The organism is Acidobacteriota bacterium, from assembly GCA_020853395.1.
In the GTDB taxonomy this organism is placed as follows: Bacteria; Acidobacteriota; Vicinamibacteria; order Vicinamibacterales; family SCN-69-37; genus JADYYY01.
Genome location: JADYYY010000008.1, coordinates 1 through 23,944, shown reverse-complemented (window position 1 = coordinate 23,944; position 23,944 = coordinate 1). Strand labels below are relative to the sequence as shown.

The 23,944-nt window shown below is 69.7% G+C and carries 20 protein-coding genes and 1 tRNA gene; 11 read left to right on the top strand and 10 right to left on the bottom strand.

Annotated elements, in window-relative coordinates:
• Window positions 1-2: 2 nt before the first annotated feature.
• Entirely contained in the window at window positions 3-209 is a 207-nt protein-coding gene (locus tag IT184_07450; GenBank protein ID MCC7008635.1) for a cold shock domain-containing protein, read from the bottom strand.
• 179 nt (window positions 210-388) lie between these two features.
• On the opposite strand from IT184_07450, the gene IT184_07445 reads away from it, so the two are divergent.
• Window positions 389-464: transfer RNA gene (locus IT184_07445), tRNA-Ala, on the top strand.
• Between the two features lie 61 nt (window positions 465-525).
• On the opposite strand, the gene IT184_07440 is transcribed toward IT184_07445, so the two are convergent.
• From IT184_07440 to IT184_07420, 5 genes are all read right to left on the bottom strand, one after another.
• Complete coding sequence (locus IT184_07440) at window positions 526-1,878, bottom strand: recombinase family protein (GenBank protein MCC7008634.1); 1,353 nt, start codon at window positions 1,876-1,878, stop codon at window positions 526-528.
• Window positions 1,879-1,884: 6 nt separating this feature from the next.
• Window positions 1,885-4,044 carry a hypothetical protein gene (locus IT184_07435; GenBank protein ID MCC7008633.1) on the bottom strand — a complete coding sequence of 720 codons (2,160 nt, stop codon included), beginning with the start codon at window positions 4,042-4,044 and terminating at the stop codon, window positions 1,885-1,887.
• Between the two features lie 4 nt (window positions 4,045-4,048).
• The gene (locus tag IT184_07430) at window positions 4,049-4,414 is read right to left on the bottom strand and encodes a hypothetical protein (protein ID MCC7008632.1); all 366 of its coding nucleotides are present in this window, start codon (window positions 4,412-4,414) and stop codon (window positions 4,049-4,051) included.
• 753 nt (window positions 4,415-5,167) lie between these two features.
• On the bottom strand, window positions 5,168-5,596 hold the full coding sequence (locus IT184_07425) for a hypothetical protein (protein ID MCC7008631.1): 429 nt from the start codon (window positions 5,594-5,596) through the stop codon (window positions 5,168-5,170).
• Between the two features lie 228 nt (window positions 5,597-5,824).
• Window positions 5,825-6,034 (bottom strand): hypothetical protein, encoded by a 210-nt coding sequence (locus IT184_07420; GenBank protein MCC7008630.1) that lies wholly within the window; start codon window positions 6,032-6,034, stop codon window positions 5,825-5,827.
• A gap of 230 nt (window positions 6,035-6,264) precedes the next feature.
• Here IT184_07420 and IT184_07415 point away from each other — a divergent pair, with 230 nt between their 5' ends.
• From IT184_07415 to IT184_07370, 10 genes are all read left to right on the top strand, one after another.
• Entirely contained in the window at window positions 6,265-7,605 is a 1,341-nt protein-coding gene (locus IT184_07415) for a hypothetical protein (protein ID MCC7008629.1), read from the top strand.
• The gene (locus IT184_07410; GenBank protein ID MCC7008628.1) at window positions 7,605-10,589 is read left to right on the top strand and encodes a PD-(D/E)XK nuclease family protein; all 2,985 of its coding nucleotides are present in this window, start codon (window positions 7,605-7,607) and stop codon (window positions 10,587-10,589) included. Before IT184_07415 ends, IT184_07410 begins: the two co-directional genes overlap by 1 nt.
• On the top strand, window positions 10,567-13,890 hold the full coding sequence (locus tag IT184_07405; protein ID MCC7008627.1) for a UvrD-helicase domain-containing protein: 3,324 nt from the start codon (window positions 10,567-10,569) through the stop codon (window positions 13,888-13,890). The genes IT184_07410 and IT184_07405 overlap by 23 nt, the downstream gene beginning before the upstream one ends.
• Window positions 13,891-14,028: 138 nt before the next feature.
• Window positions 14,029-14,193: a hypothetical protein gene (locus IT184_07400; GenBank protein MCC7008626.1), complete on the top strand. Its 165-nt coding sequence runs from the start codon at window positions 14,029-14,031 to the stop codon at window positions 14,191-14,193.
• 27 nt (window positions 14,194-14,220) lie between these two features.
• Complete coding sequence (locus tag IT184_07395) at window positions 14,221-14,466, top strand: DnaJ domain-containing protein (protein ID MCC7008625.1); 246 nt, start codon at window positions 14,221-14,223, stop codon at window positions 14,464-14,466.
• 12 nt (window positions 14,467-14,478) lie between these two features.
• Window positions 14,479-14,865: a hypothetical protein gene (locus tag IT184_07390; GenBank protein ID MCC7008624.1), complete on the top strand. Its 387-nt coding sequence runs from the start codon at window positions 14,479-14,481 to the stop codon at window positions 14,863-14,865.
• A gap of 34 nt (window positions 14,866-14,899) precedes the next feature.
• Entirely contained in the window at window positions 14,900-15,982 is a 1,083-nt protein-coding gene (locus tag IT184_07385; protein ID MCC7008623.1) for an Mrp/NBP35 family ATP-binding protein, read from the top strand.
• A gap of 17 nt (window positions 15,983-15,999) precedes the next feature.
• Complete coding sequence (locus IT184_07380; GenBank protein MCC7008622.1) at window positions 16,000-17,313, top strand: insulinase family protein; 1,314 nt, start codon at window positions 16,000-16,002, stop codon at window positions 17,311-17,313.
• Window positions 17,310-18,668, top strand: coding sequence for an insulinase family protein (locus IT184_07375; protein MCC7008621.1), 1,359 nt, complete (start codon window positions 17,310-17,312; stop codon window positions 18,666-18,668). Before IT184_07380 ends, IT184_07375 begins: the two co-directional genes overlap by 4 nt.
• 63 nt (window positions 18,669-18,731) lie before the next feature.
• Window positions 18,732-18,947, top strand: a complete 216-nt coding sequence (locus IT184_07370) for a hypothetical protein (GenBank protein MCC7008620.1) — start codon at window positions 18,732-18,734, stop codon at window positions 18,945-18,947.
• 278 nt (window positions 18,948-19,225) lie between these two features.
• On the opposite strand, the gene IT184_07365 is transcribed toward IT184_07370, so the two are convergent.
• From IT184_07365 to IT184_07350, 4 genes are all read right to left on the bottom strand, one after another.
• Window positions 19,226-20,620: a hypothetical protein gene (locus IT184_07365; protein ID MCC7008619.1), complete on the bottom strand. Its 1,395-nt coding sequence runs from the start codon at window positions 20,618-20,620 to the stop codon at window positions 19,226-19,228.
• Between the two features lie 173 nt (window positions 20,621-20,793).
• On the bottom strand, window positions 20,794-21,810 hold the full coding sequence (locus IT184_07360) for an abhydrolase domain-containing 18 (protein ID MCC7008618.1): 1,017 nt from the start codon (window positions 21,808-21,810) through the stop codon (window positions 20,794-20,796).
• On the bottom strand, window positions 21,801-23,153 hold the full coding sequence (locus IT184_07355) for an amidase (GenBank protein ID MCC7008617.1): 1,353 nt from the start codon (window positions 23,151-23,153) through the stop codon (window positions 21,801-21,803). Before IT184_07355 ends, IT184_07360 begins: the two co-directional genes overlap by 10 nt.
• A 153-nt stretch (window positions 23,154-23,306) precedes the next feature.
• Window positions 23,307-23,783, bottom strand: coding sequence for an SRPBCC domain-containing protein (locus tag IT184_07350; GenBank protein ID MCC7008616.1), 477 nt, complete (start codon window positions 23,781-23,783; stop codon window positions 23,307-23,309).
• Window positions 23,784-23,944 lie beyond the last annotated feature (161 nt).

Sequence of the window (23,944 nt, the reverse complement as noted above, 5' to 3'; positions counted from 1 at the left end):
CGTCAGCTGTCGAGCAGCCGGACGTCGGCCGCGCGAGGGCCCTTGGGGGAATCCTCGTTGGCGAACTCGACGCGCTGGCCTTCCCGAAGCAGCTCGAACACCGCGCCGCGGACCGCAGACCGGTGGAAGAAGTGCTCGACGCCGCTTTCGTCCCGGATGAAGCCAAAACCCTTATCGATCAACAGACGTGCAATCGTGCCGCTGGGCATGATTGTTCCTTTGCCAGTGGAGGCGCGGCCTCCATTGTCTGAGTGAATAGTTCCGGGCCCAGTCTAGGCATGGAGCGTACGGCAAGTCAAGGCGAGGGCCTTTTGGCGCCGCAAGCCGCCTGCGTTCGTTTTGCATGTCGAGCGGCCGGCCGCTATAATCGGGAGTTCGAAGTCTCCGTGGGCCAGTGGCGCAGCTGGGAGCGCGCATGAATGGCATTCATGAGGTCACCGGTTCGATCCCGGTCTGGTCCACCAAATTTTCATTTCCCGTCCCAACTCCCCGCAAGTAGCTGAAAGCCGTGACGGTTGTGGCGATTCAAACGAGTGCCGAACCGTCGAACGCGATTCCCTCGGGAAGAAACAACCGTTGGAACCGCTGTCGCTGGTCGAGTGACGACTGCACCCAGGGGTCGGCCGCGCGCGGCAGGATGCGCTGCGCGAAGGCCAGGACGCCCTCCACGTCGAGATCCTCGACCTCGGAGGCATGACGGTCCATGCGCAGCAGCGTGAGCTCCTCGCGCGGCGACTCGGCGTGACGGTCGTAGACGTCGATGTCGTTCGTTCGAACGCCTCGTCCAGCCGGTCGAGCTTCTTCTGAATGGCCTGAGCGCGGCGCTCGGCGTCGGCCAGTTCGGTCGCGATGGCTTCCTTGCGCGCCTTCCAGAGCTGCAGGACTTCCTCCTTGAGCGCGCGCATGTAGACGGCGGTCGGCCGGAGCCGTGCGAGTTCTTCGGTGAACGCGGTCTCCAGCCTCGCCTTCGTCACGTTCACGCCGCGGCAGCCGGGCCGACAGTGGTAGTAGGCGTAGTAGGCGCTGCGCCCCTTCGACCAGCTTCCGGTAAGCCCGCGATTGCAGGACGCGCAGCGGACGAAGTTGCGGAGTGGAAAGTCTGGATGTGCCTGGAGCCGCGGCGCGCTGCTCGGGATGCGACCCGACAGCACCGCCTGGGCGCGCTGGAACAGGTCTTCGGTGATGATCGGCTCGAAGTCGCCACGCTTGCGGCGCACGCCGTACTCGGGCGCGTCGATGATGCCGGCGTAGAGCTGATTGCGCAGCAGCATGCCGATGGCCTGCGAGCTGAGCCGCTGGTTCCGTCGATTCAGTAGGCCGTCGGCCGTTACGCGTTCGAGCATTCGCTGCTTGTTGAAGCGCCCCGTAGAGTAGTCCTCGAACGCCTTGCGGATGATCGGCGCGCGCTCCGCGTCTTGGCAGCAAGCTCCGGCCGGCCGAGCGCGGCGCGTTCGTGTAGCCAATCGGTGCCAGGAACACCCATCGGCCGAGTTCGAGCGCGGCCTTCATACCGGCGCGCGTGCGGTCCGAACGCACGTCGTTGTCGAACTGCGCGAACGCGGCGAGGACACCTTCCATCAACTTGCCGGTGGAGGTGTCGTCGATCGGCTCGGTCGCCGAGCGCAGCGAGATGCCAAGCGGCTGCAAGTGTGAGCGCAGCGCAAAGTGGTCGTACTTGTCACGCGCGAAGCGCGTCAGGTTGAACACGACGACGAAGTGCACGCGGCCCTTGTTCAACCGGCAGAAGGTGAGGAGATTCTGGGCGATGCTCAGCGGCGACGCGTTCAACCACGATTGCCGTTCGGTGTCGGTCTGGCCCTGAATCGACCGGCGCACGAACCCGTTGATCAGGGCCGGCGCCGCCGTCTTCAGGCGCAAGCAGAGCTACTTCACCTCGCCCCAGATCGCCAGGCCATACTTGGGATCAATTCGCGGAGGCCTCGGCGGGGCCGCCCAGACGACGAATCCTTTGTCGAACGTCTGCAGTTTGGCGGTGCCGACGCGCTGGGCCGATTCCACCTTGGTGCCGACTTCCTTGATGCCTTCGCTGTCGAAGGTGACATACACGCCGTCTTTCACGGTGCCAGTCGTCGCCCCCACGTTACCGGTGAGCTTTGGCCCACTGAAGATCGTGATGTCGCCACCGCGGTTCTGCGACGCTTCGGCGAATCCGCCAGCGGCAATGCGGGCGACGCCGTCAAGCCCGACGCCAACGGTGCCGTCCATTTCGACGGCGATCTTGTCGCAATTCGCTTCCACGCTGATGCCGATCTCCGGCCGCGTGATTGGAAGAGATCGAATGGGCACCTTCACGAGATCCACTTCGATCGAGCCCTTTTGAGTCGTTGGATTGCAGAGCGCCATCTGCGAAGCGTTCGGATCGGGAAGTAACTGACCGGAATCCGCTGCATCTTCAGTGACAACGGGCAGGTAGGATCCGTAATTGTGCACGAGTCCGACGTAGAGGCCCATCCACTCGGCTTTGGCGCGGCCGTCGATGGTTTCCTTGGCATACTCCTGCCATTCGGGATCTGTCATGAGCGCGGCGATTCCCGTCGAGTACTTGTGCCAGGACTTGAATCGGATGCGCACGGCCGTTTCCCATCTCTGAATCGCCCCTCGCCGGAACATGATGCCGTCGTTCGCGATCTGGCGAGATGCCGCTCGCGATGCCGGGATTAGACGAATTGCGGCACTCTCCAGAATGCGCGGTGCCGCCAGTTCGGCGCTCCGCTGAATGGTTTGGGTCAGTTCCTCTGTCACGGTGTCCACCTGTGCCTTCATGCGGTGCAGCGGCTTCAGGCAGACATTGGCTTCATCGATGCGATCCATGAGCTCTTCGTCGGTCAGATCCGTCGGCTTCGGGTTCGGACCGGTCAGCCGGGCGAGCAGCTTCTTGTGAAGAGCATCTGCCCGCTTGACGTGAGCCTGGAATTCGTCGTCGATCTTCTTTCGATTCCTTTCGACCTCCAGCACCATCACCGCAAGCTGGTCGTTGTTCGCCGGATGCGGCAGCTGCGGCAGCACGCCATCGGTCCCCTTCGACAGGTCGAAGATCTCGTCTGTGGGGGGGGCCACGTTCTGGTCTTCCTCCGTTGTCAGCGGATCTTTCTCGTATTCCTCGGCGCCGCAATACATGAAGGGGCGGCCGCCATACGCCATCAGAAAGCCTTCGATGAACGCCTTGCGAGGGTCCCCGCCCAGCGCCTCCTGGGCCACGGCGAGCGCGTAGCTCGCGTCGGCGATCGAACGGTCGGCATTGAACGATCGCTGGAGCAACGACTGCGCCACCTGCAGCTCACCGCGCAAAAGCGCCGTATAGCCGCGCATGTAGTCCAGCATAGCGGGTGGCGAGTAGCCAAACGCTGCTTCCGGCGTGCTCTTACTGGCGCCCAGCCGATCCAGCATGGCAACCGCTTCGTTGACGAGACCTCGCTGCGTCAGAAGGCTGGCCAGATTGAAGAGGATCGTCGGGTCCTGCGGAGACGCCTGGTGACGGGCGAGCGTGATCGCGAGCATCGTGTCGACGCGTCCCGGCATCCCTGCCGCCACGCTATAGTTCTCCAGGTGGTTCGACCCGATGACCGACATCGATTCAGCCTTGAGTTGCTCGATCATCTCGAGACCAGGGCCTGGGATCAGCCCATTGATGTTGAACAAGGCCTGCTGGTACGTGAGGTCCTGGCGCCTGACGCTGCCGGGAAGATGCGCGGTGGCGGCCCGAAACTCATCGAGCAGAATGTCGACCGGGAACGGATCGAAGATCAGGGGCGAGTTCGGCACGACGTCCGGGCCGTTCCAGTCGATATCGGCATAACCATCGTAGAGGGCTCCGCCGCCCCCGCCTCCACCGCCGCCGGCTGGGCCGCCTGTTCCCCCTCCCGCGCCACCTCCGGCACTACTACCTCCCCCTCCGCTGCCCCCAGTGGTGACGACGGGTGGCGGCGGCTGCTGCGGGCTCTGTTGATCGTCTGCAAGCAGCGACGGTGCAAGACAGACCGCCACGAGCGCGGTGCTTGTCCAGCGAACCACGTACTTGATCAAGGGTTCACCATCTTCTTGAGCGCGGCCAAGTCGAACTGCTTATAGAGCTGTTCCTGCTGGGGCCGCAGCTCCTGTAGCCGCCCGGCATCGACACGAGGATGGCGCGTGCTCCGACCGGAGAACCTCTGGCTCGATAGAACGCAGGGTTCTTACGCCCGTACGTATAAGCGTCCGGGGTGCCCTGCGGCACGAGGTCGTCGCCCACCAGAAAAGCTTGAGAGGCACGTTCCTGAGGCCTCATCGCCGAAAGCTGCGCACGGTATCCGTCGCCAACGGCCTTATACCCGGCCAGGTCTTTCGCCTGCTTCTCCCGATCGAAGGCGTCTGATCTCTTGAGCTTCTCTGCTTGAGCCTGTTCGAGCTTCTCCATCTGGGCCCGCGTCTTCGCGGCCTGCTCGGTGCTGGTCCTGGCAATGAGGGCAAAGAGCTCTTCGTTGCGTTTCTTGCGCTCGGGAGCGTCTTCGACCCCGCCCTCGTACGGAGTCTTCGAGAAGTCCGCTGTGAGAAGGCGGAGGTGTTCGTGTTCGCCTCAAGGGAAGCCACCGAACGTCGCGGTCGCGCCGAGGATTGCCATCGACAACCGGCCGATCGCCGAGCTCCAGGCGACCGTTTGATGAACTCGACGCGGCGGTTCTTGGCCTTATCGGCCGGCGTGTCGTTCCCGATCGTCCATGCGGGCCTCTGCAATCGTCCATGAGCGATCGGCCTTCGAGGCGGCGCAGCAGGCCGCGCACGCGGTGGTGCTGAAAGTCACGAGACGGCGCCAGTTAAGCACAGCGGTACAGTACCGTCAATGGACGGGCGCAGTGTTGGAATGGCCCACATGGCTCACCAGTCTGGACACCTTTCAACCCTGCTGACCCCACGGGGCTGATCCGCGATTGTGCCCGTCCTACCGGCACTGTACGGCACGCCGTAGGCCATCGACGACGTTCAGCCAGCTCGCGAATAGGTTCCAACTGGCGATGCTCAGGTCCACCACACCTTCATTTTCGGTCTCGATTTCCCGCAAGTAGCCGAACGCCAGGACGCCGAACGCTCCGTGGCTCGTGGCGCGGCCTTCCGCTTCCGGTTGGCGGTCCGCTGGCGCGCGAGGCGCGCCTTCTCCTCGAACCGGACGAAGTCATCGGGGAACCCAGAGGACACCGACAGCCACGGCGGAGACGGCCAGTCCAACAAGCGTGACCAGCGCCACGCCTCGGCGAACATCTGCGGACGTGGACAACGGCGGATCGCTGGCGTCGCCGACCCACTCGATGTCGCCGAAGTTGTAGGCGACGCTCACGCGGTTGTTGCCATCGATGGAGTAGCCCGCGTCGACGTTGACGTTGGTGTTGTGGTCGACGCCCGTGTGGTACCACCGCCGTCCGCCAGAGGCCGTGATGTCACTTCGTTCGTAGTTGCCCACGCCGAGCGCCAGATCGAGGCCCTTCGCCGCGCCGCTGAAGGCGAACGGCTCGCGGGTGAGGCTGTCGCTGCCGCCGCCGAACTCGAACGACGCACTCGGCGTCGTGGTGCCGCGCTTCGTGATGATGTTGATGACGCCGCCCATGGCACGTGGTTCTGTCGGGTAGTGGGCCTCCGGGCAGAAGCCAGAACGGTGAGCGTGTGATCACGGCAGCCAAGCGAACGATTCGACGAGCTCCCGGCGGAACGTGTGTCGACCACTGGCCTCTGGAGCGCCGAGAAGGTGCGGACGGCCGAATCGAACGCGAGGCCGTTGGCGCGGCGAATGCCGGCGACGTCGTGCGGCAGTTCGGGCCTGATGCTGGGCACGAAGTCAGGAGCTCTTCCTCGTCCCCCCCACGCGCGCGAGCCATCCCATGAGCTGTCGCGCGGCATCATCCGGTGTCTGGCCATAGAACGGCATCAGCGCCGTCGTCGCTCCGCGGCGCGCCAGACACGCGCGCCAGCGATCGCGGCCGACCGGATGGACCTCGATCTTGTAGGTGCGCCCGTTGATGGTTTCGTTGAAGAGGACTGCGTTCACGAGTGCGCGCCAGCGGCCAAGGGAAGCCGTCGACGCGAAGCACGATTCTAGCGAGCGATTCGCCGCGCGCAAGCGAAGCCGGGTGCGAAGCTGCACCAGGTGCGGGCGATCGCCGCGATTTGCTGAGGGCGCGCCCGAAAAAGATGTCCCGCGCAACAGGTTTCGCACAGCCGATCCGCGCATCGTCCACAGCTTTTCCACAGACGGCTTCGATGTCGCACAATGCGAGGGTGCGGCGACGCTGGTTGCTCGGGATCCTGGCGATGTTGTGGGCCTCCGGCGGCGCCGCAGCCCAATCCCCGCTGTCGCCGACGGCGTTCCATCGCGTCTTTCTCACGACAGGCGAGGCGCTGCCGACCTACGGCGGGGCGGCGACCGTCGGCGACCGTCTGATCTTCACCCTCGCCATCGTCCACGCAGACGGCACGTTCGCGCTGCAGCTCATGAGCCTGCCGGTGTCTCGCGTCGATCTCGGACGTACGACGCGCTACGCGCGGGCGTTGCGTGAGCGCGCCTATGCCGTGACGCGCGGGGACGCGGAGTACGCCGCGTTCGTCGCCGACGTCGGGCAGGAGCTGTCCGCGATGGCGGCCCTCGACGATCGCGCCCTGCAGGTCGCGCGAGCGCTCATCGTGCGGCAGCGGCTGCTCGCGTGGCCGCGGGACCACTTCAACTACCGCGCGAGCGACGTGGCGCAGCTCGTCGCGCGGCTGGATGCGGTGCTTCGCGAGCAGCCGTCGTCGGACGGGCCCGCGTCGATCGCGTTCGAGCTGACGTCCGACGCCGGCATGGCGGTGCTGCCGCCTCCTGCGGCGAGCGACTCGATCGATGCGGCGGCGGTTGCCGCGGATGCGGCCGACATCGGCGAAGAGCGGGTGGCGATTCTTCGGGCGGCGCTGGCAGCCGCGTCCGACGAGAGCGTGAGGCGGCGGCTGGCGTTGCGACTGGAACGGGAGCTCGAGGCCGAGCTTCGATATGCGGCGCTCGTCGGGGATCTCCGCGCCCGGGCCGCGGCCGCGCGTCGGTCCGGTGACGCCGGCGCGGTCGAGACGCTTCGAGACGAACTCCCCGCACGCGATGCGGCGCTCGGGCATCGGCGCCCGCAGATCGTCGAGCGGCTGGCCGTCGAGCTCGGCCTTGCGGCCGACGCCGCGAGGGCGCGGCGAGCCGCGCTCGACCGGTATCGCGCCACGATCGGCGCGCTCGTGGAGTACGAACGCCGGATCCGGCCGGCGTTCAGCGGTCTCAGCGGTCTCGAGACGCTCCTGGCGCGGCTGCGTGACGTCGAGCGCGTGCCGTACGAGCGGACGCTCGCCGCGGAGCGGCGCGTGCAGCGATGGCGAGACCTGGTGGATGCCGTCGCGCCTCCGGCCGATCTCGCCGGCGTGCACGCGACGCTCGCGAGCGCGCTGCGCATGGCGCAGGAGGCGTGCGTGCGGCGCCGGCTGGCGGACGTGACCGCCCGCGACGCGCCAGCGCGCGAGGCGGCCAGCGCGGCCGCGGGCGCGCTGCTGCTCGGCGATCGTGCGCGCGGCGATCTGGTCGCCGCCCTGTTGCCGCCGCGCGACTGATGACCGAGACTGAAGCATCGATGCAGCGGCGGGTTCTCGTTCGCGTCAAGGGGCTCGCGGCGTTCCGCCGCGCGCTCGTCGATCTCGCCCTCGCCGGTACGCCGATCGATGCGCGGCGCCGCGTCGTGATCGTGCCGACACGCGCGGCGGGCGAGCTGCTGCGCCAGACCGGGGAACGCCGCCGGCTCTCGGCGGCGTCCCCCGCGGTGGTGCTGCCCGATTTCCTCACGCGGGACGAGTGGGTGCGCCGCTGCCACGAGGCGCTCGGCGCGGCGCGGCGTTTGCTCTCGCGGACCGAGCGCGAGGTGCTGCTCGAGCGGGCCTGGCGCGAAACCGCGCGCGCGCACCCGCTGGCGGCGCCGCTGTTCGACCTGCGGCCCGGGCTGGTCGGCGCGATGCTGGACTTCTACGACGAGCTTCGCCGGCGGCGACGCTCGGTGCCGCGTGCCGTGCGCGCCCTGTTCGACGAGCTGCGCGTCGAGCGCGGGATGGATCGCGGCAGCGACGATCTCATCCAACAGACCCGTTGCCTGGGGTACGCGTTCCTCGCCTACGAGCGCGCCGCCGGGCAGTCGTCCGGCATGGACGAGCACGAGCTACGGCTCCGGCTGATCGCCGAGCAGCCGCCGCTGCCGTTCACGCACGTGGTCGTCGCCGTCGCCGATCATCCGTCCGACCCGCGCGGGCTGTGGCCCGTCGACTTCGATCTGCTGGGACGGCTTCCCGAGCTTCGGCGTCTCGAGATCGTCGTCACCGACGAAGCGCACGACGCCGGATTCCGGGAGCGGATCGAGCTCGAGCTGCCTGGGCTCGAGGAGCGCCGTGGCCTCGACGAGCCGCGCGCGCCCGTCCTCGTGCGGCCGGCCGGGGCCGGCGAGACGCCGGCCGTCGTCTGCCGCGACCGTGAGGATGAACTGCGGCACGTCGTGCGCACGATCCGCCAGGACGCCGGCGGCGCGCTCGACGCGTCGGTCGCGGTCGTCTTCCAGCGCCCGCTTCCGTACCTCTACCTCGCGCAGCAGGTCCTCGGCGAGGCGCGCGTGCCGTACCAGGCGTTCGACGCGCTGCCGCTGGCGGCCGAGCCGTACACCGCGGTGCTGGATCTCGTGCTGAGCGTGGCGCGCACGGGCGGCACGCGCTCGTCCGTGATCGCGCTGCTCGGCGCGACGCTCCTCGCCTTCGAGGTCGACGGCCGCTTGCTCGATGCGAGGGATGTCGGCGCTCTGGACGCCGTGCTGGCGGCTCGCCGCGAGACAGGGGACGCGGCCTCGTACGTCGAGGCGGCGGACGGGTACTTTCGATCGGCCGCCGCCGATCGGCGCCTCCCGGAAGCGGGCGTCAGGCGCGCCGCCGCGGCCGCCGCCGATCTGCACCGTGAGCTCGAACCGTTTCGGACGGCATCGAGCGGGTCGATGCAGGTGGGGGCGATCGGCGACTTCCTTCGTCGCCACGAACGCGGCTCGTACGGAGACGATCGGTGGCGCGATCGATGGCTCCGCGCCCGGGGCGCCGTGCTCGGGGTGCTCGACGAGCTGGCTGAGGCCTGCCGCGAACACGACGATCGCCGCCGCGACCCGGACGCTCTCGTTTCGGCCGTGCGTCACGCGATCGAGGCGCGCACCTTCACGCCACGTCGTGGCACGGCCGGCGTTCACCTGGTGGATGCCGTCGCCGCGCGCTTCGGCGACTTCGACCACGTGCACCTCGTCGGTCTGGTCGAGACGGACTGGCCGGATCGGCTCAAACGGGGCATCTTCTACGGCGCCGAGCTGCTGAAGCGCCTGGGCTGGCCGCAGCCAAGCGATCACGCGCGCGCCGAGCAGGCGGCCTTCAACGATCTGCTCGCGCTGCCCGATCGATCGCTCAGGCTCTCCGCGTTTCAATTCGAGGGCGACGCCGTCGTCACGCTCTCGCCGCTCCTCGAGCGCGTCCGCGGCCAGGGCCTGGAGGCGGCTGCGCCGCCGCCCGCGTCGCCCCTCTTCGCCGACGAGGTGCTCATGCGAGCCGTCGATCCGGCGTCGCTCGAGGAGGAGCCGGGCGCGTGGCTGCGGCTGCGGCGGCGCCGTCCGCCCCTGACCGACGCGCGGTACAGCGGCCTCGTGGACCCGCGATCGCCGCAGGTCTATCGCGTGAGCCGTGTCGATCAGTACGTCAGTTGCCCGTTCCGCTACTTCGCCGACAGCGTGCTGAAGCTGCCGGAGGAGCGCGAGGAACTGGCGGGCCTCACGCCGCTCGAGCGGGGCTTGCTGCTCCACGGCCTCTTCGAAGCGTTCTACCGCGAGTGGCAGGCGCGCGCGCAAGGAGGCATCACGCCCGAGAACCTGCCGGACGCCATGACGCTCTTCGCGGATCTCGCGCGCCAGGCGATCGGCCGGCTGCCGGAGGCCGATCGCGCGCTGGAAGAAGTTCGGCTGCTGGGATCGCTCGTGGGGCTTGGCGTGGCCGAACGCGTCTTCGAGCTCGAGGCGGACAGCGGCGCGACGGTCGAGGAGCGGCTGCTGGAGTGCGACCTGCGCGGCCCGTTCCGGTTTCCCGTGCTCCACGGTCTCACCGAGCGAACGATCGAGATCCACGGCAAGGCGGACCGCATCGATGTCCTCGGCGACGGAAGCCTGCGGGTCGTCGACTACAAGCTCGGCCGCATGCCGGACCTCAAGTCGTCGATTCAGATCGCCGTGTACGCGTACGCGGCGAGCCAGCAGCTCGCCGCGCTGCACGGCCAGCCGCACCCGGTGTCGTCGGCGATGTACTTGGCGTTCGGCGACGATCGGCGGGTCGACGGCGCGCTCGGCGGTCCGCCGGATCCGGTGGATCTCGCCGTCAGGGCGCGCGCGAGCACGTTTGCGGCGGCCGTCGAGGACATCGAGGCCGGACGGTTTCCGCCGAGACCGCGCCGGCCGGCGGACTGCCAGTGGTGCGGCTATGCGGGCGTCTGCCGCAAGGAATACCGCGGGGAGAGCGATGAAGCAGCCGACGCTGTTTGACGCGCTCGACGCCCAGCCGGCACCGCCCGACGCGCCCGCCCGGATCTTCGCCGTCGATCCGGCGAACGACGTTGTCCTCGAAGCCTCGGCCGGCACCGGCAAGACGCGCGTGCTCGTCGATCGCTACGTGCGTCTGATTCTCGCCGGCGTCGATCCGCGGAACATCCTGGCGATGACGTTCACGCGCAAAGCGGCCGCCGAGATGCGCGGACGGGTGCTCGACGAGCTGCGCCGGCGCGCGGAGCGGGGTGAGCTGGCGGCGGCCGACTGGCGCGCGCTGTCGGCGCGCATCGGCGACATCCAGATCTCGACGATCGACGCGTTCTGCTTCGGGCTACTGCGCGAGTTCCCGCTCGAAGCACGCGTCGACCCGGCCTTCGACGTCGCCGACGAGACGGAGATGGCGCGCTTCGCGCACGACGCGATCGATCTGACGCTGCGCGCCGCGCGCGGCCTCATCGCCGACGACGAGTGCGTGCGCCTGCTGTGCGCGCGGGTGCGGACGCCCGTGTTGGCCGGCGCCCTCGCCTCTCTGCTCGATCGGCGGCAGGTCGCCGTGCCGGCCGTGGCCGCATTCGTCGGTCGGGCCGGTCACGTCGGATCGGTCGCGAACGTGACCGAGGCGTTCGTCAGACGGCTCGGCGACGTCTTCGACCGCGCCGATCGGGCGGCGCTCGTCGGCGACGGCCCGCAACCGGCGCCGGGGTTTCAACGGCTGGTGTCGGACCTGGCGAGCCTTGACGCGCTGCGCCAGGCCGGCCCGGCGCGCGTCCAGCAGTTGCGCCGTCGTCTGGAACGTTATTTCCTCACGCGGGCCGGCGAGCCGAGGCAGCGGACGAGCCGGCCGGTGCTCGCGGAGCACTTCGCGTCGGCCGATGCCAGGAAACGGCACGAGCGCGCCCTCGCCGCGACTTCGCCGCTCGTGGCGAGCTGTCTCGAACGGCTCGACCGCGATCTCGACGTGCTGCTCGCGCGTGGTCTGCTCCGGCTGCTCCAGATCGCGGCGAGCCACTACGAGCGGCTGCTCGAGGATCATGCGCTGCTCGATTTCGCCGGCATGCTCAGCCGGTCCGTCGTGCTGCTACGACGGCAGGAGGAGTTCGCCCGCAGCCGGTTGAAGCTGCAGTCGCGGTTCCACCATCTGCTCATCGACGAGTTCCAGGACACGAGCCGGCTGCAGTGGCAGCTCATCGAGCTGCTGATCGATGCCTGGGGCGAAGGGGAGGGCACCGCCGATGCGCCGACGTCGATCTTCCTCGTCGGCGATCGCAAGCAGTCGATCTACCGGTTCCGGCAGGCGGAAGTCACGTTGCTCGACGAAGCGGCCCAACGGATCGGCGGTCTTCGGCCTGGCCGTCGCGTGCGCCAGGCCATCACGACGAGCTTCCGCGCCGTTCCGGAGCTCTTGGCATTCGTCAATGCGCTCTCCGCGGAGATCGAGGGCGATCCGACGCTGGACGAGCGCTTCCGCTACGGCGAACAGGATCGGTTCCCGGTGCCGCCCGTGAGCGCCGGCGCGCGGCGGGACGGCCATCCCGTGCTCGGCGTGATCGGGCAGCCGTCGATGGCGGCGTGCGCCGCGGCCGTGGCCGAGGAAGTCGCCGGTCTCATCGGCCGGGCGGTCGTGAGGGATCGCTCCGGGCCGCCCCGGCTGGCGCGCGCGGACGACATCGCCATCCTGTTTCGCGTGCGCGCGGGCCATCAGTACTTCGAGGACGCGCTGGAGGCGCGCGGGGTCCGCACTTACGTGTACAAAGGCCTCGGGTTCTTCGACGCGCCCGAGGTCCAGGATCTCCAGGCGCTTCTGCGCGTGCTCGCGCGGCCGCACTCCGACTTGCGCGCCGCGGAATTCCTCCGGTCGCGCGTCGTGCGGCTGTCGGACGCCGGGCTGGCCGCCCTTGCGCCGGCGTTCGCCGCGGCGCTGCGCGGTCCGGTCGCCGGCGAGTCGGCCCTCGGCGACCTCGACCGCGACCTGCTCGCGGCCGCGCGCGCGAGCCTCCAGCGCTGGCTGCAGCTCGCCGATCGGCTGCCGCCGAGCGAGCTCGTGGATCGCGCGCTCGCCGAGTCTGCCTACGCGTTCGAGCTGCGCGGCCGACGGCTCGGCCAGGCGCGTGAGAACGTCAAGAAGGTGCGCGCCCTCATCCGCCGGGTCGAGAACCGCGGTTACGCCACGCTCGAACGGCTGGCCACGTACTTCGACACGCTCAGCGCCGGCGAGGAAGCGAACGCGGTCGTCGACGCGACCGGCGCAGTCAACCTGATGACCATCCACGCCGCGAAGGGGCTCGAGTTCCCGATCGTGTTCCTCGTCAACCTGCATCTCGCCGGCCGCGGCCGGTCCGGCGGCTTCTCGGTGATCGAGCGCGGTCCCGGTGGCGAGCCGCACGTGGCCTTCTCGGCGACCCACGCCACGAAGCTCGAGGACCGGCGCGAAGAAGAAGAGCTGCGCCGGCTGTTGTACGTCGCGGTGACCCGCGCGCGCGATCGGCTCTACCTTGCCGCGGAGGTGGACGATCAAGGGCGGCTGCGGCGCGGAGCGCGCAGCCTTGGAGCCCTGCTGCCGTCTCGTCTCGCCGAGCTCTTCGGCGCGGCCGCGTCGCCCGGGCAGCTCGACGAGGCGACGTGGGAGAGCGCGCACGGCACGTTCGCGTTTCGCATCTGCCGGGACGCCGGCGCGGCGCCGCCCGCGGCTCCCGACGGCGCCGGTGCCGAGGAGGCGCCGTTCGACGCCGTGGCGCCGTTGGCCACGACGTTCGCGCCGATCGTGCCGGCCACGAGCATCACGTCGCTGGCAGCGCCGGGCGCCGGCACGCCGCCGCGACTCTCGGCGGCGGTGGTGCGCCGCGCGCACGGCGACGAGCGCCTGACCGGCCGGCTCGTGCACCGCCTGTTCCAGGCGTCGGCCGACCCGGCGCAGCCGGACGGCACGCTCGCCGCCGCCGTGCGTCGCATGGTGACGTCCGACGAACGCATCGAGGCTGCCGATCTCGACGCGGCCGTCGGCGACGCCCTGCGGCTGTACCGCGCGATCCGGCTGCGCGCCGATATCGCGCCGCTCTTCGACGCTGGCACCCGCGTCTACGAAGTGCCATTCTCGTATGAGTCCCCGGATCATCCCGGCCTGTGCGTACGGGGCGTCGTCGACTGCCTCGTCATCACGCCGGACGGCGCCGCTGCTACGGTGCTGGAGTTCAAGACCGGGGAGCCGTCCGCCGAGCACGATGCGCAGGCCAGGCTCTACGCCCGCGCGATGAGCGCCGCGCTCGGCATCCCGGTCGAGCCGCGCGTGTTGTACGCGTAGCCGTCGTTTTCAGGGGTCCCTTTCGGCCTTCTGGGATACACTCTCGTGGGCCTGGTGGACCCGGAACGGAGTCGAGCGTTGTCATTGACGTGTCCGAATTGCGGTAATTCCGAGAATTTCCTCGTCAAGACGCTGCAGATGCACCTGCTGCGCGTGGTGGACGAGCAGATGCAGCCGCCACAGGAAGAGGGCCGTCCGGCCCTGGTCGAAGTGCTCTGCGACGAGTGCGACAGCAGTGTCGACCTCGACGCGGTGGACGAAGCGACGCGCCGCGAGCTGCACGTCACGCTCGGCGCCCGGTAGCGAAGGGGGTCCCGAGGAAGGCTCCCCGTGCACGATTTCTTCGAGGTCCTCGGCATTCCCGACAGCGCGCGCGCCAGTGAGGTCCGGCGGGCCTACGCACGTCGGGTGCGCCGCTCGCATCCTGATTTCTGCCTGGCCGGCATGCCGCCGGACGCGCAGGCGCTGTCGTCCACCCCGGCATCCCCGCCGGCGCGCGAGGTTGCGGTGGACTTCGTGGATGCCTCGACGTTCGTCGGGCGCATGCAGGCCGCCTTCTTCTCCCGTCTGAACTGATCGGCTCGTCCGGTGCGCATCCATCTCGATGTGCTCGGCTGGCTCTATGTGCTCGTCGGGCTCTGCGGCGGTCTCGCCGGCCTGTCGCTGGCGGTGCTCGCCTTCGGCTCCGTTGCCGCGCTGGCGACGTTGGGCGCCGCGCCGCCGCCGACGCCGCCGGCCGTCTGGCTCATGATCATCGGGGCCGTGTTCTTCGGCGTCGGAGGCGGCCTCATGATCGTTGTCGGCCGCGCGCTTGCACGGCGCGGTCCGGCCGGCCGTCGCACCGCGCTCGTGCTCGCTCTGCCGAATCTGCTCGTCGTGCCGTTCGGGACGGCGCTCGGCATCTACACGTTCTGGGCGCTGCTCAACGACGAGGCGCGCCGCGAATTCGGTCAGCCGCTCCGTTCGGGACGATAGAGCACAACGCCGGCCCGCACGGTACAATTCCACGATGACCGTGCTCAACGAGGCTGCCGTGCTCCAGGCGCTGCGCGCCGTGCAGGATCCGGATCTGCACCGCGACATCGTGTCGCTTGGCTTCGTCAAAGGGCTCCGCATCGACGGCGGACGCGTCGCCTTCACCATCGAGCTGACGACGCCGGCCTGTCCGGTCAAGGACCTGATGCGCGAGCAGGCGCGCGCGGCGGTCGACGCGCTGCCAGGCGTGGCCGCCGTCGACATCGAGATGACGGCCAGCGTCCGCGCGGCCGGCGCCGCCGATGGCGCCCGCGCGCCGGTGGAGGGCGTCAAGAACATCATCGCGGTCGGCGCCGGCAAGGGTGGCGTCGGGAAGACGACCGTCGCCGTCAACCTGGCCGTCGCCCTCGCCGCACGCGGCAGCCGCGTGGCGATGATCGACGGCGACATCTACGGTCCGAACGTGCCGATCATGCTGGGCCTGAACACGCGGCTGGAAGCCGCCGACGGCAAGATGGTGCCGGCCGAGCGGTACGGCCTGCAGGTCGTCTCGATGGGCATGCTGACCGACGACGACTCGGCCGTGATCTGGCGCGGGCCGATGCTCCACAGCGCCATTCAGCAGTTCTTCCGCAACGCCCGCTGGCGCGACATCGACTACCTGATCATCGACATGCCGCCGGGCACCGGCGACGTGGCGCTCAGCCTCAGCCAGTCCGTGCCGGTCGCGGGCGCCGTGCTCGTGACGACGCCGCAATCGGTGTCGGTCGCCGACACGCGGCGCGCCGTGCAGATGTACCGCAAGCTCAACATCCCGGCGCTCGGCCTCATCGAGAACATGAGCTACTTCGTCTGCCCCGGCTGCGGGCAGGAGAGCGACATCTTCGGCAAGGGCGGCGGCGAAGCGCTCGCCGCCGACATGATGGTGCCGTTTCTCGGCGCCGTCCCGCTCTACGAGCCCGTGCGCGCCGGTAGCGATCAAGGGGTGCCGATCGTGATCGGCGATCCCGCGTCGCCGCCGGCGCAGGCCTTCCGCGCGACGGCCGAGCGCGTCGCCCAACAGGTGTCGATCGCGTCGTTCGCGCAGCGCGCCATTCCGCTGGCCCAGGTGCGGTAACGGCGGCGGCTCGTCGCATGCACGTGCCCTTCGTCAAGACGACGCTGGCCAACGGGCTGGACGTCATCGTGCACCAGGACCGGCGCGCGCCGCTCGCCGCGGTGAACGTCTGGTACCACGTCGGCTCGAAGAACGAGCGGCCCGGGCTGACCGGCCTCGCGCACCTCTTCGAGCACCTGATGTTCGAGGGATCCGAGCACCAGCCCGGCGGCTACTTTCCGCCGCTGCAGGAGGCCGGCGCGTCCCTCAACGGTTCCACGAGCACCGACCGCACCAACTACTGGGAGCTCGTGCCGTCGAACGCGCTGACGCTCGCGCTCTGGATGGAAGCCGACCGCATGGGATGGCTGCTGCCCGCGCTGTCGCAGGAACGGTTCGAGACGCAGCGGGCGGTCGTGCTCAACGAGCGCCGGCAGAGCTACGAGAACCGTCCGTACGGCCTGGCCCAGTTCGTCGTCATGGAGACGATGTTTCCGCCGGAGCATCCGTACCACTGGCCGACGATCGGCCGGCCGGCCGATCTCGAGGCCGCCACGCTCGACGACGTGAAGGCGTTCTTCGCGCGCTACTACCACCCCGGCAACGCGTCGCTGACGATTGCGGGCGACGTGGACGTCGACGCCGGCATCGCGCTCGCCGATCGCCTCTTCGGCGCCATCCCGCGCGGCGACCACGTGCCGCCGCCCATCACGCCGGCTCTCGAGCCGCTGGCCGCGCGACGGCTCTGGATGCCGGACCGCGTCGACGTGCCCAGGCTCTACGTGTCCTGGCGATCGCCGGGCTTGTTCGCGCGAGGCGATGCCGAGCTGGACCTGATTGGCGACGTGCTCGGGAACGCGCGCACGTCGCGGCTGTACCGGCGCCTCGTGCACGATCGGCGGATCGCCGTGGAGCTCGCGGCGGGGCAGATGTCGCGCGAGCTGATCGGGACGTTCCAGATCGTGGCCTCCGCGGCGCCCGGGCATTCGCTCGACGAGCTGGAAGCGGCAATTCTCGAGGAAGTCGACCGCTTCGCCGCGGACGGCCCGACGGACGACGAGCTCGACCGTGGGCGCGCGCAGGCGGAAGCGGCGTTCGTCTTCCGGCTGCAGTCGCTCGGCGGGTTCGGAGGCAAGGCCGATCAGTTGAACGCGTACAACGTGTACTGCGATTCGCCGGACGGCTTCGCCCAGGATCTTGCGAGGTACGTCGACGCCAGCGCGGACGATCTTCGATCGGCGGCGGCATGGCTCCGCCCCGATCGCGCCATCACGCTCAGCGTCGTTCCGGCCGGCCGGCCGGACCTGGCCGCCTCGGGCTCGGAGCCCGTGGCGGAGGGCGCCGGACGATGAGCGGCCGGTTCGTCGTCCCGGTGCCTGGCAGCTCCACGCCGGTACGGTTTCCGCCGATCGCGCGGCACGAGTTGTCCAACGGGATGTCCGTCTGGACGATCGTGCAGCCGGACATCCCCGCGTTCACGGCCATGCTGGTCATTCGCTGCGGCACGGCCGGCGACCCGCCGGATCGTCCGGGGCTGGCGAGCGTGACGAGCGATCTGCTCGACGAAGCCGCGGGCGACCGCGACGCGATCCAGATCGCGGATGCGCTCGCGCGCATGGGCGCCGAGCTGGAGGTCGACACCGGACCGGACGCGACGTCGATCACGGTTCGCGCGCTCACCCGGTCGCTCGAGCCGGCGCTCGCGCTCGTCGCCGACCTGGTGCTCCGGCCGCGGTTCGACGACGCCGATTTTCGGCGCGTCCGCGAGCTGCGCGTCAACCGGCTCAAGCAGTTGAGCCGATCGGCCGGCGCGATGGCGGACCGCACGTTCATGACCGCGCTGTTCCGCCAGCATCCGTACGGGCACGGCGCGCTCGGCACGACTGCCGCGCTCGAGCGCACGACGGTGGACGACGCGCGCCGCTTCTGGGAGGCGAACTACAGCCCGCAGGCGGCCACGCTCGTCGTCGGCGGCGACGTGCGCCTGCCGGACGTGATTTCCGCGGCGCAACGCACGCTCGGCGAGTGGCGCGGCAGCATGCCGCCGGCCACTGCCGGACCGGTCGCGACGATGCGATCGGAGCCGGGCCCGGTGCTGTTCGTCGAGCGCCATGGCGCTCCCCAGGCCGAAGTGCGGATCGGCCACGCCGGCCCCTCCCGACGGACCGACGCGTACCACGCGCTCGTGACGCTCAATGCCGTGCTCGGCGGGCAGTTCACGAGCCGGATCAACCAGCGGCTCCGGCAGGAGAAAGGCTTCACGTACGGCGCGCGGACGTCGTTCGAGTTCCGAGTGCACGGCGGCGTGTTCTCGTGCGAGACGAGCGTGCAGGCGGATGCGAGCGCCGAGGCCGTGGCCGACGTGCTCGGCGAGTTCGCCCAAGTGCGCGTGCCCGGCGCGATGACGCCCGAAGAGCTGGCCCGCGCCAAGGCCTCGCTGACGCGCGGGTACGTGCGCCACTTCGAGACGGCCGGTCAGCTCGTTCGCGCGGCCTCGCAGCTCGCGCTGCACGGGCTGCCGGACGACACGTTCGATCGCTTCGTGGCGTCGGTGGACGCGCTGTCGGCCGAGGCCGTCCGCGAGGCGGCCGAGCGGTTCATCCGCCCAGACCTCGCGTCCATCGTCGTGGTCGGCGATTCCGACGTGAGCGGCCGGACGCTCGAAGACGTGGGGCGGCCGGTGGTGGTGACGTCGCCGGAGTTCTGAACGTGCCGGCACGCGGCCGCGCGACGGCCGCGCTGGACGTCCTGTCATAGACTGGCTGGTCCGATGAGCCTGGCCCGCTGGAGCATCAGTCTGATTGCCACCGTCGGCGTCGTGGCGGCGACGCTGGCGGCGGCCACGATCTGGCTGCTGTTCACCGATCCGGTCGGTGGCGCCGAGGCCGTGTCGCAAGCGGTGGCGACCGGCGACGTCACGCCGTTCATGCGGGCGATCGGCTCGGTCATCCTCGACGCGCTGCGCGATTTGTTCAAGTTCTTGTAAGGCTCAGGGCGTACGGCTTGCGGGCGTACGGCTCGGGGCCGGCGTGCGCGCCTACTTCATCCAGGCGCGAATGGCGTCCTTGTCGAGCGTCTCGACCAGCGCCCGGTTCGCGCGGCAGCCGGCCGGGCCCGGGTTGTTCGCGCATGAGCTGCCTGGGGTACTGCGACGCGGCCACACCGGCGCCGACCATGACGACCGCCGCGACGCTGAACGTGCGAGTCGCGCCAGCCATCATCGAGCACCGCCCGAGCCGCGCATCATCGTCGTCCCGCCTTCCTTCATTGCCGTACCAGCGCGGCGATCTTCGTCCAATCGACTTCCTGCCACATTCGGGCGTGCTGCACGCAGCCCTGCGGCGGTGCGTCGAACCGCGTCACCGGCAGCGCACTGAGCCTCCCGCCAGTGACCGCCACACAACGGCCCACGTCGACGGTGAGGATCTGCGGCGTCGTGCGCGGCAAGGTGAGATCGAAGTACGCCGGATTGTCCGTCACGAGCGGCCGGCACAGGTCGCCCGGCCCCGCCACCTCGATGGCGCCTCCGAGCGAATAGTGGCCCTGCTTCTCCTGCGACTCGGTGAACGCGCGGTAGCAGGCCGGCTTCGCAGCCTCGGCGGGCGTGAGTGCGGCGATGCGTCGGGTGAGCGCGACTGCCGTGTCGACGGGATTCCAGTACCAGGCGCCCGCCGCATCGCGCGCGGGGTTCGCCTCAGCGGTTGCCTGCGTACGTGTCGTCGCGATCTCGTGTTCGAGCGAGCGCAGGCGCGCCTCGTAGTTGGACGGACGCTCGGTGCGGAGCGCGCCGTTGGTCTTCTCGAACCGATCGCGCATCCCCTGCTCCCAGGCGGGCGACAGCACCTCCTCGGCTTTCTTCTTCAGGCCGGCCAGCCGATCCTCGGCGGTCTTGCGATCCTTTTCGATGGCTGGCCGCAGCGCCGCCAGCGCGCGGCCGAGCGCGACGGGAGCCCAGGGGTCGCGGCCGGCGCGCGAGACGACCAGCGTGGCCATCTCGTAAATCGGCCAGCCGCTGAACCGGGCGGTCTCACGGGGCCGCAGGTACAGCTCGATCGGCGAGCGATCACCCGTGGACGGCTCGGCGGCAATCGGCGCCTGGTCGCCGCGCATCGCGGCCCCCGCGAGCCCCTGTGGAAGTCCGGTGATGGCGTGGGGCAGCTGGTTGAACTTGAAGTACAGGCCCTCGGTTTCGCCGCGCACGCTCGTGCGCCACGTGCCGTTGGCGTTCTGGATGTCCTCGTGGTGGAACGGGTACAGGCCCGCCGAAAACTGCAGGGGATAGCTGGCGAGCGGCGTGCCGGCCGGCAGCGCGAAGACGTCGAAGTAGTCCAGCGTGCGCGCGTCGAGCACCCAGAAGCCCTCGCCGGCAGACCCGGTTGGCGTGGCCTTCAGCAGCGCCGTGAGCGCGTCGAGCGGCGCCATCATCTGCTGCCGCTCGGCCGCGGTGTGCGCGGAAACCCGTGGGGATCGCATGACCGGCGGCTCGACCGTCGTTTGCCAGAACGTCTTCCGCTTCCACGCGTACCGAATCCTGGGATTGCGTGTGACGACAAGGCCTTCGGTATCGGCCGGGTCGAACGTGGGCGGGCCCGCCGGCATCTGGGCGTACAGGGCGAGCGCCGAGGAAACGGCGACGAGAACCGGGAGCACGCGGCGCATGCGCAGAACGTAGCACGGGATCGTGCGGCGGGGACGCTTCGCGCCGAGGTCGATCCGCCGATCCAGTCACGCGCCGCTCGGATGCGTGTGCCTGATATCGGCATGGGCCAGGTCAACGCGGAGCGTCGCGCGTTGGCCAGCCCTGCCGTAAGCCGTACGCCAGCTCCAAGCCTTCAGAGCCTCTTCACGAAGAACTTCGTCAGCGCGTAGCCGTCCAGGTACTTGAACGGAGCTTTGCCGGTCGTGTAGTGCCCGCACGGCAGCACCGTCGTCGCATGCGCGACGCGGCGGCGGCGGAACTCCTCGACGAACGCGCGCGAGAGATCGACCGGGAAGCTCAGATCGTAGCGCGCATAGACGAGCAGCACGGGCCGCTCGCGGACGCGCTCGATGTAAGGAAACGGGCTGATCGGCATCCAGCAGTCGCGCAGCGTGTCGAGATCGATATGGCCGTCGAGGCCGGCGCGCACGTGCCGCGTCGAGAGACCGCGCCAGACGACGTCCGCGAAGTACGGCGAGATGTGGTTGAACGCCCCGGCCGCCACGCGAGGATCGTGCGCCATCGTCAGCATCGACAGGCAGGAGCCCAGGCTCGTGCCCATGAGGCCGATCCGTTCGTACCCGCGCGCGGTCAACCAGTCGATCGCCCGCCGCGCGTCGAGCACCGCCTGGCGGTTGATCTGCGCCGTACGGCCGACGTTCGGGCTGACGATGTAGTCGGCGCGCTCCAGGTCCGCGGGCTTGCGGAGATCGTGATACGGCAGCGTGAGCCGCACGGCGGTCAGACCGAAGCGAGCGAACAGCCGGCAGAGACCGACGTGCCCCTCCGCGTCGGCGTTCCACTGCGGCAGCACGAGCACCGCGCGCCGGCGGGCGCCGCGCCGGTGTTCCGCCGGGTGGAACACACGGGCGACGACGGTGTTGTTGACCGCGTTGGGCGTGACGACGGCGCTCGGGAAGCGAAGCCATTCACCGTCGTAGTCGTAGTCGGCCGTTGCCGTCGCCGTGAAGAACGACGGCGACTCGGCGACGGCCTGTGTCGACCAGGCGACGACGTCTCGCCGCGGATCCGCCGACCGGTCGAGGCCGAGCCAGTCGAGCCCCCACTCGAACGGCCGCACACGGCGGTTCGTGTCGACGTTGGCGAGGCGGCGCTCCCACGCGTGCAGGAAATGCCGAACTACGGGCATGTCACGATCCGCTCGAGCCCGGCGGCAATCTCGAGCAACCGGCGCGTCTGGCCGCGGTGGCCGACCAGTTGCAGACCGACCGGCAGCGGCGAGGCAGCCACTGGCAGCGAGAGCGCCGGGTGGCCCGTGAGATTGAACGGCTGCGTGTGCTTGAGCATCGCGGTGCGAACCGGAACGGGTGCCGCGTCGGGCTCGAGCGCGACCGTCTCGGCGCCGAGCAGCGGCGCGACGAGCGGCAGCGTCGGGAGCACGAGCGCGTCGACCTGCTCGAGCAACGCGTCGACGGCGGCGCGCAGCGTCGACCGTGCGGCCTGCGCCTGGAGGTAGTTGACGGCTGCGATCGTCCGGCCCTGAAGCAGCCGCTGGCGAACGGGCGCCGTGTACTCGTCGGCCTGGCGATCGAGGCGAGCGCCATGCCAGTGTGCGGCTTCGGGCAACACGATGTCGACGTAGGCCGGGGCGATCGCGTCCGTGCCGGGAAGCTCGCCGCGGCGGAGCGAGACACCCGCTCTCGTGAGCCTCGCGGCGGCGGCATCGGTGGCCGCGCGGACCGCCGGCTCGAGCGGGTGCGCGAAGTAGCCGTCGAGCCACAGCAGGCGCACGTCGGACGGCGGTGCCGACGTCAACGGCCGCGGCTCGATCCCCGCCATGACGTCGAAGAGGATGGCCGCGTCCTGGACGGTCCGCGCGATTGGGCCGACGTGATCGAGCGATGCGCTCAGCGGCACCACGCCGTCGAGCGGAAGCTCGCCGGCGCCAGGCTTCAGACCGACGATGCCGCACGCCGCCGCAGGGATGCGCACCGAGCCGCCCGTATCGGTGCCGACCGAGGCGAGCCCCATGCCGAGCGCCACGGCCGCTGCGGAGCCGCCGCTCGATCCTCCGGCGGATCGCCTGGCGTCGGCCGGATGCCGAACCGGCCCGTACGCCGAATCCTCGCTCGTCGTCCCGAGGGCGAACTCGTGGAGGTTCGTGCGGCCGATCACGATCGCGCCGGCCCGGCGCAGCCGCGCCACGACCGTCGCATCCGTCGCCGCTACGCGATCGCCCAAGACGCGCGAGCCCGCGGTCGTGACCGCCCCGGCCTCGTCGATGAGATCCTTCAGCGAGATCGGAATTCCATGGAGCGGGCCAAGGTCCTGACCCGCGGCCCGGGTCCGATCGGCAGCATCCGCGGCCTGCCGGGCGCCTGCGGCGTCCACGTGAACGAAGGCGTTCGTCGCCGGGCCGTGGATCGAGATCGCCTGGAGGCTCGCTTCGACGAGGGCGCGCGAGGAGACGGTGCCCGCGGCGAGCGCGCGGGCGGCCGCCGCGATGGTGTCGTGAGCGAAAGACGGCGTCATCGTTTCTGCCTGGACCCACACGCGACGCCGCAGGGATCCCGGAAGCCTTCCGATCGTAGCAGCTACGAAACCGGAACGCTGCCGAGGCTCGGCGCGCGCTGGACTCGTGCGCACGGCGGGCGGTTCTCGAGGCGCGGGTGATGCGCGGGCGCGCTATCTCCCTTCCGCGTAGCGCTTGAGCGCGATGAGCGAGACCTGCCAGCCGCGGGAGACCACTGCGTAGTACCGCTCCCATCGAGGGGACGGCGCGTAGCCGTCCTGTCGCACGTGGAGGCGGCAGCCCGCCGGATCGGGCGCGCAGTCGATCTCGAAGGCCATGGGACCGAGCGCATCGCCTTCGGGCGGAATCCAGTAGGCGTCGGCGACGAGAAACGATCGGCCGGGCTTGACGTCCACGACCGTGCCATGGAAAACGCCGCCGAGTGGACCGAGCACATCGTCGCGAAACGGCGTCGTCTTCCACTCGATGGCGTAGACGCCGAACGGTACGGGCGTCGTGACCGAGCGTACGGCCTGCCACCACGCCCTGAGCGCCTCTGGCGCGAAGAAGCAGGCGAAGACGTCGGCAGGCGGCGCACCGATCGCCAGGTGCTGCTCGAAGCGCTCGTTGAGGTTGGCGGGATGGCGCACGGCTCGGCCAGTAGTCTACTTTCCGGTGAAGAAATGACCTCTGGCGATGCGCGTTCGCGGCCTCGGTGGGTCCGGGAATGTGGCAGGGCGCTTCAATTCTGTTTGTTCACGGGTTCCGACTACGCGGCGGCTCGCCGGTCCAGGTACCTCGCAATGTTGAT